Source organism: Pseudomonas sp. OA65, assembly GCF_017498305.1.
GTDB lineage: Bacteria > Pseudomonadota > Gammaproteobacteria > Pseudomonadales > Pseudomonadaceae > Aquipseudomonas > Aquipseudomonas zanjanensis.
Map to the genome: position 1 here is coordinate 278509 of NZ_JAGDEZ010000001.1, position 16545 is coordinate 295053.

18 protein-coding genes and 1 pseudogene are annotated in these 16545 nt (G+C 60.1%); 5 read left to right on the forward strand and 14 right to left on the reverse strand.

Annotated features, from left to right (window positions below; all coding sequences use genetic code 11):
• Positions 1–21 precede the first annotated feature (21 nt).
• Both J3361_RS01220 and yidD read left to right on the forward strand, forming a co-directional pair.
• Positions 22–1251, forward strand: a complete 1230-nt coding sequence (locus J3361_RS01220; protein ID WP_207961650.1) for an abortive infection family protein — start codon at positions 22–24, stop codon at positions 1249–1251.
• A gap of 456 nt (positions 1252–1707) precedes the next feature.
• Positions 1708–1914: a membrane protein insertion efficiency factor YidD gene (gene yidD / locus J3361_RS01225; RefSeq protein WP_207961837.1), complete on the forward strand. Its 207-nt coding sequence runs from the start codon at positions 1708–1710 to the stop codon at positions 1912–1914.
• A gap of 181 nt (positions 1915–2095) precedes the next feature.
• Here yidD and J3361_RS01230 read toward each other — a convergent pair whose 3' ends face one another.
• A complete protein-coding gene (locus J3361_RS01230; RefSeq protein WP_025569626.1) occupies positions 2096–2368 on the reverse strand; it encodes a hypothetical protein in 273 nt (90 codons plus the stop codon).
• Between the two features lie 436 nt (positions 2369–2804).
• The gene (locus tag J3361_RS01235) at positions 2805–3671 is read right to left on the reverse strand and encodes a LysR substrate-binding domain-containing protein (protein WP_207961652.1); all 867 of its coding nucleotides are present in this window, start codon (positions 3669–3671) and stop codon (positions 2805–2807) included.
• A gap of 102 nt (positions 3672–3773) precedes the next feature.
• Between J3361_RS01235 and J3361_RS01240 the strand changes: the two genes are divergently transcribed.
• The gene (locus J3361_RS01240) at positions 3774–4691 is read left to right on the forward strand and encodes a DMT family transporter (protein WP_207961654.1); all 918 of its coding nucleotides are present in this window, start codon (positions 3774–3776) and stop codon (positions 4689–4691) included.
• A 225-nt stretch (positions 4692–4916) separates the two neighbouring features.
• Positions 4917–5099 (forward strand): annotated as a pseudogene (locus J3361_RS01245) (MbcA/ParS/Xre antitoxin family protein); the annotation flags it as partial.
• A gap of 82 nt (positions 5100–5181) precedes the next feature.
• On the opposite strand, the gene J3361_RS01250 reads toward J3361_RS01245, so the two are convergent.
• From J3361_RS01250 to J3361_RS01260, 3 genes are all read right to left on the reverse strand, one after another.
• On the reverse strand, positions 5182–5580 hold the full coding sequence (locus tag J3361_RS01250) for a hypothetical protein (protein ID WP_207961658.1): 399 nt from the start codon (positions 5578–5580) through the stop codon (positions 5182–5184).
• Complete coding sequence (locus J3361_RS01255; RefSeq protein WP_186729690.1) at positions 5580–6122, reverse strand: hypothetical protein; 543 nt, start codon at positions 6120–6122, stop codon at positions 5580–5582. The genes J3361_RS01250 and J3361_RS01255 overlap by 1 nt, the downstream gene beginning before the upstream one ends.
• A gap of 248 nt (positions 6123–6370) precedes the next feature.
• Positions 6371–6565, reverse strand: a complete 195-nt coding sequence (locus tag J3361_RS01260; protein WP_186709262.1) for a hypothetical protein — start codon at positions 6563–6565, stop codon at positions 6371–6373.
• 109 nt (positions 6566–6674) lie between these two features.
• Here J3361_RS01260 and J3361_RS01265 point away from each other — a divergent pair, with 109 nt between their 5' ends.
• Complete coding sequence (locus J3361_RS01265) at positions 6675–7802, forward strand: mechanosensitive ion channel family protein (protein WP_207961838.1); 1128 nt, start codon at positions 6675–6677, stop codon at positions 7800–7802.
• 12 nt (positions 7803–7814) lie between these two features.
• On the opposite strand, the gene J3361_RS01270 is transcribed toward J3361_RS01265, so the two are convergent.
• The 9 genes from J3361_RS01270 to J3361_RS01310 are packed head-to-tail and all read right to left on the reverse strand — an operon-like array spanning position 7815 to position 16524.
• The gene (locus tag J3361_RS01270) at positions 7815–8888 is read right to left on the reverse strand and encodes a chemotaxis response regulator protein-glutamate methylesterase (RefSeq protein ID WP_207961660.1); all 1074 of its coding nucleotides are present in this window, start codon (positions 8886–8888) and stop codon (positions 7815–7817) included.
• Positions 8889–8890: 2 nt separating this feature from the next.
• On the reverse strand, positions 8891–9388 hold the full coding sequence (gene cheD, locus J3361_RS01275; protein ID WP_207961662.1) for a chemoreceptor glutamine deamidase CheD: 498 nt from the start codon (positions 9386–9388) through the stop codon (positions 8891–8893).
• On the reverse strand, positions 9385–10221 hold the full coding sequence (locus J3361_RS01280) for a protein-glutamate O-methyltransferase CheR (protein WP_186729691.1): 837 nt from the start codon (positions 10219–10221) through the stop codon (positions 9385–9387). The genes cheD and J3361_RS01280 overlap by 4 nt, the downstream gene beginning before the upstream one ends.
• Complete coding sequence (locus J3361_RS01285; RefSeq protein ID WP_207961664.1) at positions 10218–10754, reverse strand: chemotaxis protein CheW; 537 nt, start codon at positions 10752–10754, stop codon at positions 10218–10220. The genes J3361_RS01280 and J3361_RS01285 overlap by 4 nt, the downstream gene beginning before the upstream one ends.
• A gap of 39 nt (positions 10755–10793) precedes the next feature.
• Positions 10794–12452 carry a methyl-accepting chemotaxis protein gene (locus J3361_RS01290; RefSeq protein WP_207961666.1) on the reverse strand — a complete coding sequence of 553 codons (1659 nt, stop codon included), beginning with the start codon at positions 12450–12452 and terminating at the stop codon, positions 10794–10796.
• Positions 12453–12485: 33 nt separating this feature from the next.
• Positions 12486–14588 (reverse strand): chemotaxis protein CheA, encoded by a 2103-nt coding sequence (locus J3361_RS01295; RefSeq protein ID WP_207961668.1) that lies wholly within the window; start codon positions 14586–14588, stop codon positions 12486–12488.
• A 38-nt stretch (positions 14589–14626) separates the two neighbouring features.
• Positions 14627–14911, reverse strand: coding sequence for an STAS domain-containing protein (locus J3361_RS01300; RefSeq protein ID WP_207961670.1), 285 nt, complete (start codon positions 14909–14911; stop codon positions 14627–14629).
• A 15-nt stretch (positions 14912–14926) separates the two neighbouring features.
• Complete coding sequence (locus J3361_RS01305; protein ID WP_186709275.1) at positions 14927–15295, reverse strand: response regulator; 369 nt, start codon at positions 15293–15295, stop codon at positions 14927–14929.
• An 11-nt stretch (positions 15296–15306) separates the two neighbouring features.
• Positions 15307–16524, reverse strand: coding sequence for a methyl-accepting chemotaxis protein (locus J3361_RS01310; RefSeq protein ID WP_207961672.1), 1218 nt, complete (start codon positions 16522–16524; stop codon positions 15307–15309).
• Positions 16525–16545 lie beyond the last annotated feature (21 nt).

The window sequence follows — 16545 nt, forward strand, 5'->3', positions numbered from 1 at the left end:
GCAGGGATAGGAGCAGGGGCGATGGACCAGACAGAACAGATACTTGCAACCGTCCACACGCTCCTGCGCGCAGAGGGTATGAGCGAAGCCGCTGCCATCGTTCGGGAGTATCCGGCGCATATCGAGCAGACGGGTTACGATAACTGGAATGGCGGTACAAACATCTTTGATGTGCAGTTCAAGCTGCCCGCTCAGGATTACGCCCGGCTAGGAGCGAAACGCAGCCAATTAGAAGAGCAAATTACAGCTCGACTGAGGACTGCTATTGAGCCTGAAACACAGGATTGGTACTCAGCCAAGATCGTGCCGGCAAGAGAACAACGTACTGACTGGCGATCTGATTCATCAGATCTCCCGCGGCAAGTCCGCGTTAATGTCTTGGATGGCCTACGTTTGGAAAATGTGGCTTGGTATGGTCAGCTCGACGACGTCGAGTTCTTGAGTCGGCTGTTCGACCTTCAGCAACTTCCGTCTACGGACAGTAGGTTCAAGGATGCGGCAGGTGATATCTGGCAGCATCGTTATAACAATGATGATTGGGAAAATGATTGGGTCTACACAGATTCTCGCTTTCAGCTGATTGACGGCCCGGTGGAGCAGTTTCTTCGGTTTCTCTGTGAGGTCGTGCATCCAATTGTCCGTCCAGATCGCGATGAGGCACTTAAATTAGTGCTCCATTTCAACGATCAGCTTCGATCTGCTGGTTGGGAGATCTATGAAGAGGAGCGTATTGCCGGCCGACCACGCTTTTCCTTCCGGCAGCGCAGCAGCTCGTCCCGAGCCGTTCTTAGAGCTAAGACAGTCGCAGAGGCCCTCGACGCAGGCTGGATGGCGAAGGAAATCGAGCGCCTGGAACATTCTATTGATCGTGACCCTGCCTTAGCGATTGGTACAGCGAAAGAGCTCATTGAAACATGCTGCAAATCCATTCTGACAAAGCGGGCTATTCCGTTTACCAAATCCGATGATCTCGGCGATCTTACAAAGAAAGTCGCGAAGGAGCTGCAGCTCGTCCCAGAGGGCATAACGGATGCTACGAAGGGTGCGGATAACATTCGTTTGATTCTTCGGAATCTTACCCAACTCACGAACAACCTTGCTCAGTTGCGTGGACTATACGGCACAGGACATGGGAGAGACGGTCAACATCGCGGACTTCAGCCGAGGCATGCTCGGCTTGCTGTAGCGTCCGCGGTTGCCTTCATCGACTTTGTGTCGGAGACCTTTCGCCATAGAGAAGGCTTGAACTGAATCGCCACCAATTTCGTAGACGCATCGGAATGACAGCTTCTGGCCGCAAGCTGCCTTCCACGATTGGCAGCCGATGGCCCGAAGGCGCCCTGGCGAGAGCTTGCTTTTCTGGCCGATCCGGGAGCGTGCGATTCGGGTTGTTCATCCGGCTCGGAACCAGATATAAAGCGAATGCGCTTTGTATTCAGGGGAATACGAGCATTCATAAGGTGATCACGGATGTACATCTACAAAATGGTAAGTGCCGCCAAACATTGAAGTTCGTGCGAAGGAGCACCGGGGGAACGAGGCCGCTGTTTATCTACAAAATGTGGTCAACACTCATGCTGAGGATGGGTGGGAGTTCTATCGGATTGACACGATTGGCGTTTCAGTCAAACCGGGATGCTTCGACGCGTTAATGGGGAAGAAAAACGTGCTGAACCACTATTACGTGATTTCTTTGCGCAAGCCCCAATGATCAAGCTTTGCGCCGTCTCAGCAATTCGCTGCTATCAGCGAGTTGCTCCCTCTCGATTGCGAGATGCCTGCCGATTTGAGCCTTCCTGTTCAAACTATGCGATACAAGCCATCGAACAGTATGGTGTTCTAAACGGCTGCCGCATGGCTGTGGGCCGCATCTGCAGGTGTCGGTACCCGAACGGCGGGAAAGATTTTCCCTGAATAAATCGGACAGTGAGCTCTGACGCTTTAACTATTCAGCAGTGCTTGCCATGATCCTGACGGGTTGCTTTTGGCCGATCTCTGCCGGCATGACCTTTAAACAAGTGGCCAGATTTGAGGCGTGGTACAGATACCACTTCTAATTACGTAAAACGGGCGCCTTCAGGCGCCCGTCGTTCCATCAGCTTTCGACCTGCGCCTGAAGCCGCCGACCAATCACCTCCAGCAAATCACACCCATCGCGCAACGGAATCACCAAAAGTTGTGCAAAGTCCGAAAGCACCACCGTATCGCTGGTGATTTCAGAGCGAAACGCAATGTTCTCCAGTACCTGTGTCACCACACGGATGCGGTAATCAGCGGTTGCATGCAGGACGTCCAGCGGGGCTTGAGTATCGATGAGGAGGGAAGCAGGAGTGCAGTCGATGCCAGTAATGGGGACGTATCTTTCCATGTTAAAAACTCCGATCTAATGAGGTTTTAACCACTCAATCGTCGCCAAACAATTGGGTGGCAGTTGTACGCAGGTTGGCGAACCGGGATCGGAAACCGGCAGACCCGAAGGCCTCCCACGCACAACTGCCGTAACGGGCAGCCGTGCAAGTGTGCCAAAGCCTTCGCAAAAAACGCAGTACTTTTGCACTCGATCCTCAGGTCGCCAAACCTGATCGCCATTGAGCGATGGACATCACTATAGATTTTGTCGGATTGGGTGGGGAAGGTGATGGGTTCCTAAAGCTACGTAGGAGTTGCGATCGTTTTTTGCGGGAGGGATCTGACATGGACGGCTCGGCTGATTCAAAACCATCAACAAACCGAGGTGTTAGCTTTAGGTCTGCTGCGCAGCCCAGCGGGAGCAAGCTCCCTCGCCACAAGGGGCAGTGCTGCAACTAGCTTTCGAACTCCGTTTGCAGCATCGTCAAAAACGCCTCTCTGGCAGGATGCTTCCCTGCGTTTTCATGCCAATAGAAAAGGTTATCGATCCCCGCCAACTCCGCAAACTCATACCCCGTCCAACCCGCCCCCTGGCGGTACTGCTCATAGATCCCCCGAGGCACTAGCGATACGCCTGCCCCCGCGCTGACACACCCAACAATAGCCCCATAACTGGCGATGCTGGTGATCGGTTGCACCTGACCATGACGCAGCAGCCACTGTTCCAGCGCCAAGCGATACGGACAGCCCGTGGGCCACATGAAGATCGCCTTGCCTTGCAAATCGGCGGCGCTGCGAAGCGGGCCGTGGGACTCGGAGGCGATGAGCACTAGGTCTTCGCGGTACATCACCGCTCGTTTGAGTCCAGGCCGTTCGATGTCCACCGCGACGATCACGCCGTCGAGCCGGTGATGCTGGATATCGTCCAGCAACTGCGCCCAGGTGCCGGTGCTCAGTTCCAGCGACACTTGCGGATACTGCGCGTGGTATTTGGCGAGCAGTTGGGGCAGGCGCCCGGTGGCGCTGGACTCGATTGCGCCGATGCGCAGTGGGCCACTCGGGGCGCGGGTGGGGTCGACTGCGCGGCGGGCTTCTTCCGTCAGGCTCAGTATTTTGGTCGCGTACTCCAGAAACACTTCGCCTGCTGGGCTGACTTGCAGTCCGCGACCTTCGCGGAAAAACAGCGGCGTGCCGAGTTCCCGTTCCAGGGACTTGAGGCGTGCGGTGATGTTGGACGGCACGCAGTGCAGCACTTCGGCGGCGCGGGCGATGCTGCCGGTGTCGCAGACTGTCTTGAGCATGCGCAGTTGGGACAGTTCCATAGCTCACCAAAAGTGAATGGTTGGTCGAGTTTAAGTCACTTGTGCTGAGGCGGGGTGGTTTCGATACTTCGAGGCAAATCGGCCAGTGAGCAGGAACTCTAGATGGAAACGCGTTTTGCGCTGGTTGAAGGTTCCTCCGGCAAAACCGGTGTGAAGGTCATTCTGGCGACACTGTTGGTGATTGTTTGCTGGGCCTATTCGCCGATTGGTATCCGCATTGGCTTGCAGGCTTATGAGCCGGGTCAATTGGCGTTGATGCGTTTTCTCATCGCTTCCGTGTTCATGGGCTTCGTTGCGATGGTGAAGGGTATTTCCTGGCCGCGTCTCAGGGATTTGCCGTTGCTGGCGGTGTTGGGTTTCTTTGCCGTCAGCTTGCACCACATCGCCCTCAATTACGGTCAGCGGGGCGTCAGCGCCGGGGCGGCCAGTGTGCTGGCCCAGTCCACGCCGTTGTTCAGCACGTTGCTGGCGCATTTTGTCTTCAAGGACAGGGTCAGTGGTTGGCAATGGGCGTGTGTGTTGTGCGGCTTGCTTGGCGCAGGCGTGGTGGTCGCGGGGGATCGTGGCTTGGGTGATATGGACGCCCATGGGCTATTGATCCTGTTGGCGGCGCTGTCCTGGAGTGTGTATTTCGCTTTGCAGAAGCGCCATGCCCATCGTTATGACGGTTTGACCGTGGTTTGCTACACCGTTTGGTCGGGCACGATTCTGTTGTTCATGTTCGCGCCGGGGATGTTGAGTGCGGCGCGGCAGGCTTCGGCTTCGGTGAATCTGGCGGTGTTGGTTCTCGGTATTTTTCCCAGCGCGTTGGCGTACCTTGCTTGGGCTTACGTGCTGGCGCACAGCAACGTGAGCCGCGCTTCCATGGCGCTTTACCTGATACCGCCCATGGCGATGTTGATGGCTTCTTTGATGTTGGCTGAGCGCCCGTCAATGATGGTTATTGTGGGGGCGGTGATTGTGTTGATGAGCGTGTTGGCGTTGAGGCTTGAGCCGGGGAGTGGGGCAAAAGTCGGATGATGCTGTTGTGGGTGTAGGCAATGACGTTGGGTGGGGAATCACGAAACGCCGTCCTACAGACAGGCGACCGCTTTGGGATAAATCACAGAGGTCTCTGACAACTTTTTAGGGTTGGCCTTCGGAAGTACCGGCCTTACGATCTGGATTGACCCAATGCTCAGCGCGGCATCCGGCGCGCTCAGCTTGGTTTTATATCGTGAGGACAGATCGATGCCTGAAACTCCATACGCCAAGGCCTTGGAACACGCCGCCAATGTTTTCGGCTGCCAGCAGTTGGCTGAAGACTGGTTGAGTAAGCCCTGCACGTACCTGGACGGTCAAGTGCCATTGGAGCTGATCGATAACCCGCCGGGCTTTCAGGTAGTAGAGGATTACCTGACCCGGGTTGAGCTTGGGGTATATCAATGAATCCTTTGTTCTGCTGCGCGGTTTTTGGGGCTGCTGCGCAGCCCAGCGGGAGCAAGCTCCCTCGCCACAGGGTGTGTTATGGCTACAACTTTTTCCATCCTAGTCCATCGGTCGTGCGGTAGGTTCCCCCAGTGGCGCAGCACCCACCGGCCCCAAACGCCATACGCCCCAGCTCAACCGTAACCCCATCCTCTCCCTTGCTCAGCGACTGCCGCGAACAACTGGTGAAAAAAGGGTAGGGCTCCGTTTCCAGCACCACGGTCCAGGTCAGGTCTTTCGCAGACTTGCCCTCGATCTTGTAAACCGCACAATCGTGAACAACCAGATGAGCCAACTGCCCTGCAAGCGGGCCCTTGAAAACGAGCTCAGGTGGCGCGTCGAGCAGGGCGGTTTTTAGCGGGTCCGGCTCTGAACCGTACTCGCAAGCTGCAAGCGTGCACATGGCGAGAACCAGGCACGCTTGCCAGACACCCTGCGGCATTACTTCTTGACCGGGTAATCCTCCCCCCACATCCGCACCGTGCTGACCGCCTCGTTCATGCCTTCGAATACGAACTTCTGGCGCACGGCGGTCTTCGGCGGGATGGTGACTTCGTCCGGGTTGTCCAGGCCGGTGAGGCGGTTGGAGTAACCCGCCTGGTCGATTGCCAGCAGCACGCCGGTCTGGCCGAGGTTGACCACGCGCAGCTGGGTGTCGGTGCTGTTCTTGAAACCGAGGGTAATGCTGACGTTTTCGTCGCTGGGTTCGAGCTTCAACACTTCAACGGCGATGCGGTCTTTCATTTGTTCGCCGGAGGAAATGATCGCGGCGCCATCGGTGCCTTGGGCCGATTCGCGGCCATCGAGCACACCTTCGCTAACGCCGCCCAACAGGTTCTTGCCGGCGGTAATGAACGTTGAAACGGCGGCTTTGGTCGAGTCCTTGATGAGGCTGCCGTCGGTTGGCTCGCCTTCGGCAAAGCACAGGGAGCTGAGCAGGAGGCTGGAGACGAAGAGGGTGGTGCGTGACGGCAGAAAAGTCATACCTGGATCCTTGAGGGTGGCCTGCGACATCGCCTGTCAGAAGGGCGAGCGGCAATCATAGCCGTGATCGAGGACCGTTAGCGATTTACCTGCTTGAGTTTGCGGTCGTGCGCGGCGGCCCAGTCCCGGGTGAATTGCATTGAGCGAGCCCTGTGCTGGCCTGGGGGCGTTCGTCTGATCCGTACTTTCCCGCCTCAGGTGCCTCTGTAACGCGCCCAGTCCCCACCCCAGAATAACCACCCGTTGGCCTATCGGACGGCCCGTGTACTGCAATTTCTTGATTCGGGAGTGCTCATGGCAAAGATGGCGATTTTTTTAGGTGGGTTTTTGGCACTGACGCTTTTGATCGGCGTACTGGCGACGATTTCGCCGGTATAGGCAAGGTGGTTGGCGCTTTTTCCTGGCGACGACGTGACGATTTCATTGAACACTGCGGTGCCCATAACGACTAATCCCCAACAGGCCACTTGATTTGCGCAAGGGATCAAGCGGCGTTTGACTTGGCGCGGCTCCATCACTCATGCGCAGCCGCAGGATTTCAAGGGTGGGGCGATGATTGAGGGTTTCGAGGCGTTTTTCACGGGGTACATGATTCTAGGTATTTCACTGGCTAGCTGGATCTTTGCATGTTGTGCAGCTGTGCTCAGCTACGTGCTTGCAAAAACCGCGATCCGGTTTGTGTTCAGGAGAATCCAGGCAAGGGCGAAGGCGGGCAATGGTTATCTCAGCTACATTGCCAGTCAAGTGCTCTCAGCGACCAGTAACACGCTGCTGTTATTGGCGTCGATTCTGGTGGGGATAGGCATCCTTGATTTGCCTGAGCGTTGGCTCAGTCGCGTCAGCAGCCTTTGGTTCGTGGTGGCGGCGTTGCAGGTCGGCTTATGGACGAACCGAGCGTTGGCGCTGTTGCTGCATCGCTATTTCTCGGTCCATGGTGCGAACGGGACATTCCAGGCAAGTGCCTTGGCGACCCTGAGCCTCTGGGGCGCAAGGGTGCTCCTGTGGGCGGTGATCCTACTCGCGATGCTCTCGAACGTTGGCGTTAACATCACGGCCTTCGTGGCGAGCCTTGGTGTGGGTGGTATCGCCGTGGCACTGGCGGTGCAGAATATTCTTGGCGATGTGTTCGCCTCGCTGTCGATCGCCGTTGACAAGCCATTCGAGGTGGGCGACTTCATCGTGGTGGGTTCGCTTGCCGGTACGGTGGAGCACGTTGGCCTGAAAACCACCCGGATACGAAGCCTGGGGGGCGAGCAAATCGTCATGGCCAACGCCGATATGATCGGCAGCACCATCCAGAACTACAAGCGGCTGCAGGAGCGTCGGATCGTCTTCGAGTTTCGCCTGACTTATGAGTGCTCCACCGAACAGATCAGGCAGATCACGCAACGGGTTGAAGCGATCATCAGGAATGAAGACAAAGCCCGGTTCGACCGGTGTCATTTCAGAAGTTTTGGCGAGAGCGCCCTGGAATTCGAGACGGTGTATATCGTTCTGGACGCCAGTTACAACGTCTACATGGACGTCCAGCAACGGATCAACCTGGCGATAATGGAAGCGGTTGCAGCGCTCGACACGCAGTTTGCTTTCCCGTCACGTATGGTCCATGTCGCTTCATTGCCCGACTCGGTGGCACTTCGCCCGGTCACACAGCGTTCGTCGCGTGCCGGGCATGCATGATTCAATCCCTGGCTATCGATGCAAGATCACCTGGGCAATCTCCTGCAACCCCATCACCCGTTGCGCAGCATTGAGCTTGATCGCTTCCTTGGGCATGCCGAAGACCACGCAGCTGGCTTCGTCCTGGGCCACGGTGGTGCTGCCGGCGTCGAGCATTTCCTTCAGGCCCCGGGCGCCGTCGTCGCCCATGCCGGTCATGATGATGCCGGTGGCGTTGCGGCCGGCGAACTTGGCCACGGAGCGGAACAGCACATCCACCGAAGGCCGATGGCGGTTGACCAGCGGGCCGTCCACCACTTGCACGTGATAGAACGCCCCGCTGCGAGTCACCATCATGTGTTTGCCGCCCGGTGCGATGAGCGCCAGGCCCGGGTGGATACGGTCGTTGTTGCGGGCTTCGCGCACTTCGATCTGGCACAGGCTGTTGAGCCGGGCCGCGAACGAAGCGGTGAATTTTTCCGGCATGTGCTGGACGATGACGATGCCCGGGCTCACGCGCGGCAGGGCGGTGAGCACCGCTTCCAGGGCCTGGGTGCCGCCGGTGGACGTGCCGAGGGCGACGATGCGTTCGGTGGTCTGCGCCATGGCGTGGCCGTTGGCGGCGGGCAGCATGGCGTCTGCCGTGAGTTTGGTCGCTGGCGTCAACGCCGCCGGGGCCGGGCGCTTGCCCAGGTTGCGCACGTTGACCTGGGCGGCGGCGCGGATCGCCGAGACCAGTTCCGGCGCCGACTCCAACAGAAAGTTCTTCAGCCCGGTGGTGGGCTTGGTGATGATTTCCACCGCGCCAGCCGCCATCGCTTGCAAGGTGGTTTCCGCACCCCGGGGCGTCAGGGACGAGCAGATCACCACCGGCGTGGGCCGCTCGCTCATGATTTTTTTCAGGAAGGTGATGCCGTCCATGCGCGGCATTTCCACGTCCAGCACGATCACGTCGGGCCATTCCTTGGCCAGTTTGTCCATGGCGAAAATCGGGTCGGACGCCGCGCCCATGACGTGGATGTCCGGCGTGTCGCTGAGGATCGCCAGCAACACCTGGCGAACCACGGCAGAGTCATCCACCAGCAGTACATTGATCTTTTTTGACATGGTCAGTGCCGGGTCCTTATGGGTTGGTGCCTGACCCACACATCGCCGCTGCACAGGTCGAAGATGATGCTGCGATGGCCAGTGCTGCCCATGTCCTGGGCGATCAGGTCGAGGCGATAGAGGGCGGCCATTTCCAGCGCGGCGTTGACGTTGAGCCGCGCCACATCGCCGTAGGGCACGTGGCGTTGCAGCTCGGGGAACATCTCGCCGCCGCCGAACAGCTTGAGTTGGTAGTCCTCGGGGTCGGTGCGATGGGCCTTGGCCTGGCGGATGAACAGTTCGATGGCTTCGTCGGCGTAGATACCATTCAGCGCGGTAGAGCAGCGCACCCGACTGGGCAGCATGAAATGGCACATGCCGCCGATTTTGCGTTCCGGATGCCACAGGGTGATCGCCACGCAAGAACCGAGGATCGTGCGCAGGCGGGTCGGGCAGGTGGCGAAGCGAAATTCCCCCGGCGCCAGGTACACCTCGGCCACGTCCCTGATGGCGGCGCTCATGGTTTGCGGTAGATCGAGGGCGCCACCAGTTTCAACGCATCGGACACGCCGTTGAGGCTTTCCGAGTGGCTGACGATGAAGTAGCCGCCGGGCTTGAGCCGCGGCAGCAGGCGGGCAACCACTTTGCTTTTGGTGGGCTGGTCGAAATAGATCATGACGTTGCGCAGGAAGATCACGTCGAACTCCCCCAGCTCCGGCAAGGTGTCGTTGAGGTTGACCTGGATGAAGTTGACTCGGCTGCGCAACGCCCGGTCGATGAGGAACGTGCCTTGTTGGCTGCCGGTGCCCTTGAGGCAGTATTTCACCAGCAACGGCTGGGGCAGGGTGCGGGCACGTTCCATCGGGTAATGTCCCGAGCGCGCCTTGGCCAGCACCTGGCTGCTGATGTCCGAACCGATGACTTCCCAAGGCGTGGTGCCGAGCCCTTCGGCGAGGGTCATGGCCAGGCTGTAGGGTTCTTCCCCCGATGAGCTGGCCGCGCTCCACAGGCGGAAGGTCTTGCCGGGCGTGGCGTGGGGCAGTACGTGTTGGCGCAGGAAATCGAAATGCTTGGGCTCGCGGAAAAAATAGGTCTCGTTGGTCGTCAGCAGGTCCAGCGCCACCTGCAGTTCATCGGTGCGCTGGCCGTTCATGATCAGCTTGAAATACTCGCCGTAGCTGTCCAGCCCATAGTGCTTGAGGCGCTTGAACAAACGCCCGGCCACCAGGGCTTTCTTGGCCTCGGACAGGCTGATGCCGGCGGCCTGGTACAGCCAGGACTGGAACTGGCCGAACTCTCGGTCAGTGAGCGCCTGGGCGTTCAGCGTGCGTTCCTTGCAGGTGTCGGCGTTCACTGAGCATCCACTTCCAGCGCGTTCGGGCTGGCTTCTGCGAGTTGGGACATTTCGTCGATGGACAGCACGCGGTCCACCTCCAGCACGATGACGAACTTGCCATCGACCTTGGCCATGCCACTGATGAAATCGGCACGGATCTTCGCACCGAAGCTCGGTGGCGGCTCGATCTGCGAGGCCGGGATTTCCAGCACCGCCGACACCGTGTCCACCAGCAGGCCGATGTCCTGGGCGAGGCCGTCGGCGCTGGCCGCCTCGATGATCACCACGCACGAACGCCGGCTGATCGCCGAATTCGGCCGGCCGAAACGGGCCGACAGGTCCACCACCGGCACCACCGCGCCGCGCAGGTTGATCACGCCGCGCACGAAGGCCGGCATCATCGGCACCACGGTGAGGTTGCCGTACTCGATGATTTCCTTGATGCACAGGATGCCGATGGCAAACATCTCCGTGCCCAGCATGAACGTCAGGTATTGCGCTTCTTCCTCGACCGCGAGGGCGGTTTGACGTGTGGTCGCGATGGCGCCCATTGCCTTTTCTCCTTTAAGCAAGCCTGTGGAACCGGGCCGTCAGAACCGGGTGAATTCCGATTCGTCCGGCGCGCTGGCCATGTTGTAGGCAAACGCCTTGGGCATTACCGGTGCCGCTGCCCGTGCCGGTTTGCGGCTGGACGGGCCTGGGGTGTTATCAATCCTGGCAACTTGCACAGTGGACTTGGGCGGCGTGTCCAAGGTGAAGAAACTCATGGCCTGTTGCAGTTGTTCGGCCTGGCTGCTCATTTCCTCGGCGGTGGCGGCCAGTTCTTCGCTGCTGGAGGCGTTTTGCTGGGTCACTTGGTTGAGCTGGGTCATGGCAGTGTTGATCTGCGCCACGCCGGCAGCCTGTTCTTCGGAGGCGGCGCTGATTTCCTGCACCAGGTCCGAAGTCTTATTGATGGAGGGGACCATCTCGTTGAGCAGGTTCCCGGCCTTCTCGGCCATATCGACGCTGCTGGACGACAGCTCGCCGATTTCCTGGGCGGCCACTTGGCTGCGTTCGGCCAGCTTGCGCACTTCGGCGGCGACCACTGCGAAGCCTTTGCCATGCTCGCCGGCACGGGCGGCTTCGATGGCGGCGTTGAGCGCCAACAGGTTGGTCTGGTAGGCGATGTCGTCGATGATGCTGATGCGCTGGGCGATTTTCTTCATCGCCACCACGGTCTGCTGCACGGACTCGCCGCCGTCGGTGGCTTCCTTGGCGGCCTTGCTGGCCATGCCGTCGGTGACCTTGGCGTTTTCGGTGTTCTGGTTGATGCTGGCGCTCATCTGTTCGATGGAGGCACTGGTTTCCTCGACGCTGGCCGCCTGTTCGCTGGTGGCCTGGCTCATGGACTGCGCGGTGGCGCTGACTTCTTCGGAGGCGCTGGCCAGGTTGTCCGCAGCGTTGCGCACTTCGCCGATGATGTGCGAGAGCTTGCCGACCATGTTCTGCATGGCGTTGAGCACCATGCCGGTTTCGTCCTTGGAGCCGCCTTCGATTTTTGCGTTCAGGTTGCCTTCGGCCAATTGTTCGGCGACAACCGCCGCCTGTTTCAACGGACGGGAGATGATGCGCGAGATGAACAGCGCCAGACCCAGGCCCACCAGCAGGGCGGCAGCCAGCACGGCGATGATCGACAGGCGTGCGTTTTCATACAGCTTGGTGCCGTGTGCACTGGCGACATCAGCGCCAGCCGCGTTGAGCTCGACCAGTTTTTGCAGGTCGCCGGTCACCAGGTCGAACCGACGCTTGGACTCGCCCTTGAGCATCGCATTGGCCTGCTCGGTCAGGTTCTGCCGCGACAATGCGAGCAGGTCTTTGCTGATCGCCAGATAGGCGGCCCAGTCGTTGCGGGTGGTGTCGAATACCTGCCGATCTTCAGCACTGGAGAGCAGTTTTTCGTAAGTGTCCAGGCGCGTGTCGAAGGCCTTCCTGGCTTCCTCGGCTTCTTGCTCGAGGGTGATTCGCTCTTGCTCGGAGTCGGCGACAATATGGCGGTTTTCCTTGAGGCGATAGCTCGCCGCGTAGAAACGCATGCCGGAGGCGGCGCGCATGGACGGCATCCAGTTTTCACGGATGTCGAGGGCGGTGTGGTTCACCTGGCCCAGTTGAATGATCGAGAACACCCCCATGACGGCGGTCAGCGCCAGCACCACAAGAAATGAAGTGATCAGTTTGGTGGCGATTCTAAGGTCGTAGAACCATTTCATTGGGAAGTACCTCTCCATGGAGTTGCTAAAGCGTCAGCGAGCGTTGGCTTGTTGTAATTGAGTCGGGGTGTAACGGTTTTCTGTCTGGGCGATCTGGGTGAGCAGCGCCGGTACGTCGAGAATCAACGCCACGGCGCCACTGCCCAGGATGGTCGAGCCACTGATGCCGCGAAGGGCGCCAAACAGTTTGCCCAGCGGCTTGATCACGGTCTGGAATTCACCCAGCAAGTCATCCACCACCAGCCCGGCCTTGAGTTCGGCATAGCGCACCACCACCACGTTCTGCCGACGTGCGGGCGGGCCTTCATGGTTGAAGTGATCGCGCAGGTAGACCAGGGGCAGCACCTCGCCACGCAGGTCGAGGTAGCCTTGTTCGCGGCTGGCGAGCCCATCGTCTTCGCTCAGTTCGATGCATTCCTGGACCATGTCCAGCGGAATGACATAGGTCGACTGACCGATGCCCACCAGGAATCCATTGATGATCGCCAGGGTCAGCGGCAGGCGGATGCGTACCACGGTGCCCTTGCCGGTTTGGCTGTCGAGGTCGACGGTGCCGCGCAGCAGGGTGATGTTGCGCTTGACCACGTCCATGCCCACGCCACGCCCCGAAAGGTTGGTCACGGCCTGGGCGGTGGAAAAGCCGGGTTCGAAAATCAGGTTGTAGATTTCCTGGTCGGTGGGGCTGGCCCCCGGCGGCACCAGGCCACGTTCCTGGGCTTTTTCCAGGATCCGGTCACGGTTCAGGCCGGCGCCGTCGTCGGCGATTTCCAGCACGATGCTGCCGGAGTCGTGGTACGCATTGAGGTGCAGGTGCCCCTTGGCCGGTTTGCCGGCGGCCAGGCGGGCCTCGGCGGTTTCAATGCCGTGGTCCATGGCGTTGCGCAACAGGTGCATGAGCGGGTCGCCGATTTTTTCCACCACGGTCTTGTCCAGCTCGGTCTCGGCGCCGCTGATGATCAGGTCGATGTCCTTGCCCAGCTCCTGGCTGACATCGCGCACCACCCGACGGAAGCGGTTGAAGGTTTCGCCGATGGGGATCATGCGCAGGCGCAGGGCGCCGTCGAGGATTTCTTCCACCAGCCCGGAGACTGACGAAGTGGCTTCCTGCAACGGGTCATTGTGGCAGGTGCGGGCCAGCAGGCTTGCACCGGCGCTGGCGATGACCAGTTCGCCCACGAGGTTGATCAGTTCGTCGAGCTTGTCGGCATTGACTCGCACGTAGGTGCCGTCCTTGCCCTTGTTGTCACTGGTCACCGGCTGTTTGTCGGCGACGACCTGGGCGGGCATGCGCGGCGTCTTGCGCTGGTCGCCCAGCAACTCGCCGGCGGCGACCAACGCGGTGTTTTCCTCGGGCTGTTGCGGCGAGGTCGTGACCAGGCCAGTGTTTCCCTGTGGCGCGGTGGCGTCATCGATGGCAACGATCTCGATTTCGCAGTCTTCCCGGACGAAGTCGAACACTTCGTTGATCGCGCCGTGGCTGGCGGCCGAGCGAAATGCGATGTCGAAGCCCAGGTAGCAGGACTCGGCGTCCCAGGCTTCGGCGGCGGGCAGGGCGTCGGTCAGGGTGGCGATGTCGACGATTTCACCCAGGGTTTGCAGATAGCGCAGGAACGACAGCGGGTCCATGCCGTTGCGGAACACGTCCTGGCCGAAGCGCAGGGAGATGTGCCAGAGGCGCGTTTCGCCGGGTTCACTGGTTCTGGTTTCAGGGGCTGGCGTCGGGGCCGCGGCGGGCGAGGGCGCTTGGTACTCCTGGAGGATCTGGCACAGCTCCACTTCTCGTTGCAGGGCCGGCGGCGGCAGCGCTCCGCCCTGGTTGGCGGCCACGTTGATCAGTTCCAGCATGTGATCGCTGGACTTGAGCAGCACCGCGATCAGGCCGGCGTCCACCTCGACGCTGCCGTTGCGCAGGCGATCGAGCACGTCTTCGACGATGTGGGTGAAGCTGACGATCGGTTCCAGGCCGAACAGCCCGGCCGAGCCCTTGATCGTGTGGGCCGCCCGGAAGATCGCGCCAATGGCGTCATCGTCGCCGGGGTCGGTTTCCAGTTGCAGCAGCGACTCTTCCATCGCTTGCAACTGTTCCCGTGCCTCGACGATGAAGGTCTGTTGTGCCTGATCGAGATTGATGCTCACGCTCATATCCTTTGTCGTGTCCGACGTATTGCGGGCCTCTAGGCAACCAGGTTGCACAGGGCAAGTGTTTCGGTGACGGCCTTGCTTTGGCCGGTCAGGCTCAGTTGAGTCCCGGCCCTGGCGGCCTCGCGCTGCACCATCAACAGCAGTTGCAGGCCGGCGCCGTCCATCTCGGTGATCTGCGACAGATCCAGGGCCATCCGCGGTGTTGCGCCCAGGTGCGGCAACCATTGCGCGGCCAGTTCGGCCGCGGTGTAGATCGTCAGTTCGCCGTCGATGTGCACTTGGGCGGTGTCATCGCTTGTTTCGTAGTGCAATGGCATCTAAGCCTCCGGCCATCAAGGAAGAATCAGCTTGGAGACCGCCGCCAGCATCTGCGCCGGCTGGAACGGCTTGACCACCCAGGCTTTGGCCCCAGCGGCCTGGCCTTCCTGTTTCTTCGATTCCTGGGATTCGGTGGTGAGCATGATGATCGGCGTGAACTTGTAGCTGGCCAGCTTCTTGACCTCCTTGACGAAGGTGATGCCGTCCATGTTGGGCATGTTCACGTCGCTGATGATCAGGTGCACTTTCTGGCCGTTGAGCTTGCCCAGGGCGTCCCTGCCATCGCTGGCTTCGATCACGTCATAGCCGGCACTTTTCAACGCGATGCCGACCACCTGCCGAACGCTCGCGGAGTCGTCGACAACCAATACACTTTTAGCCATGAACGGCTCTCCTAAAAGAAGGTTATTTCCTGTGAAGTCTGTTGCGCGCTCGAGTCGCCGTGGTGATTGCGGCGTTGCTCGTCGGTGGCGTAAGTGGTTTCCATGCGCGCCAGCCATTGGCGGGCGTCGATGGAGACGGCCTGTTCGGGCGACTGGCTGGCCTGCTGCAGGTGCACATGCAGGTCCTCGATGTTGTCGCGCACGTGGCTGAGGATCTGGCTGACCCGATCCTGGAATTGCAGGCTGACCAGCACCTCGGTGAGCTCATCGCGAATGCCGAAGCTTTCCCGTTGCAGCATGTCGGCCGAGTCGGCCAGCCGGCCGGTGACACTCTTGAAGCGCTCCAGCACCTGCTGGATGCTCTGCTCGGAGGCGCTGACGGAATGGCTGTCCTGGTCCGCACCGCTGGACGCGGCATGGACCAGTTGGGTGATGGCGGTGTTGATGATGTCGACCTTGGCCGACATCTGCTGGCCGGTCTCGCTGGACTTGCTCGACAGGCTGCGCACGGCGTCGGCCACCACGGCAAAACCACGTCCGGCCTCGCCGGCACGGGCGGCCTCGATGGCGGCGTTGAGGGCCAGCAGGTTGGTCTGCGCGGCAATCGCCGCGACGTCGGCGGCCATGGTCCGCAGTTCGCCGGTATAAGCCGTCAGGTTGCGCACTTGGGCCAGGGTTTCGTCGCGGCTGGCCTGGGTGGCCTTCAGGGAATCGATGACCTTGACCAGTTCGCCTTCGCTTTGGGCCAGCACCTGCACGGCGCCGCCACTGCTGCTGCCGGCCAGTTCACCGGCGGCCAGTTGCGAGGCTTGCACGGTGTCTTCCAGGCGTGACGAAATGCCGGTGAAACGGCTGGTCAGGGAGACGATCGCGGTTTCGGTCTGCTGCCGGGAGCTTTCGACTTGCTTGGCCCAGATCGGCATGGCACCGAGGATGACTTCGTTGAATTGTGCGTGGGTTTTATGAGTCGGGTGCTCGCTGCCTTGCAGGTCGTGGTCGGCCATGGCGGCGGCGAGGGCGTTGTCGAGCTGTTGGCGTTGCGCGCGCGCTCCCCATACGCCAGTCACCACGCCCAAGGCCAGGATCGCCACGCTCAAGCCGATGTTCGATGCACTCGCGCCATTGAGCGCGAGCACGCCAACGCTCGCGGCAATGGCCACCAGCACGGCACTCCAGAGGATGCGCGGTTGTGGTTGGGAAAGGGAATGACCGTGAGAATACGACGTCATGGTTCGGTCCTTGAACAGTGT